This window comes from Mesorhizobium escarrei, assembly GCF_935825525.1.
Lineage (GTDB): Bacteria > Pseudomonadota > Alphaproteobacteria > Rhizobiales > Rhizobiaceae > Mesorhizobium > Mesorhizobium escarrei.
In genome coordinates, this window is sequence record NZ_CAKXZT010000100.1 from 1 (window position 1) to 680 (window position 680).

Annotated in this window: 1 protein-coding gene; it reads right to left on the reverse strand. The window is 59.0% G+C overall.

Features of this window, described 5'->3' with window-relative positions; all coding sequences use genetic code 11:
• Window positions 1-156: 156 nt before the first annotated feature.
• The gene (locus NMG80_RS06440) at window positions 157-486 is read right to left on the reverse strand and encodes a hypothetical protein (protein ID WP_254017371.1); all 330 of its coding nucleotides are present in this window, start codon (window positions 484-486) and stop codon (window positions 157-159) included.
• Between the last annotated feature and the right edge of the window lie 194 nt (window positions 487-680).

Sequence of the window (680 nt, forward strand, 5' to 3'; positions counted from 1 at the left end):
AGGGCTTAGCCTGTCGCAAGGGTATTTCACGCTAAAGGCCCTGCCGAAGTTCATTCCTCTACTAAATCGCGAAGCGCCGATCGAATGCTCAACGCCGACAGGGCAGCGCGTCGAGCATTGCTGATCCGGAAGGCCGCCCCCCGGGATCAAGCCAGGTCACACCAGACGCACATTACTGATATCGATTGAGACCATCAGCAGGTCAAACACCGGCCGGTTGTCCGGCCCGCGCGCGTATGCGCGGCGGCGTGTCGGCAGCCGGATCCCATCGGCCTCAACATAGTCGCCCGTCAACTGGGCCGCGAGCATGCCGCCGGCGACGTCCACCTGATAGTCATGGCGGCGCAGCATGCGGTCGCGTCCGAAGTAGAAATACTGGTATCGGCTGTGTGATACCATCGTTCCTGGGAGCCAGGCGCGCAGGACGCGCCATTCCTCTCCCTCCTCGTGCCAGGGCTCGCGCTCCACCACCTTGACGCCGTCCATAAAAAAGTACCGTCAGAGCCTCAATGGACCCGACGGTACTTTGAAAAATCCGAGCAGGTAATATGCGGAAGGTCCGTCAACCGGTCCGTCAATTCCAATCTCTGGGCACCGATTGTCGCTGACTCTCTCTGAATGGATTTATATTGTTATCAGATGGTTACGGCGCATATTGGTAACCGGGGCAAAACCGGTGG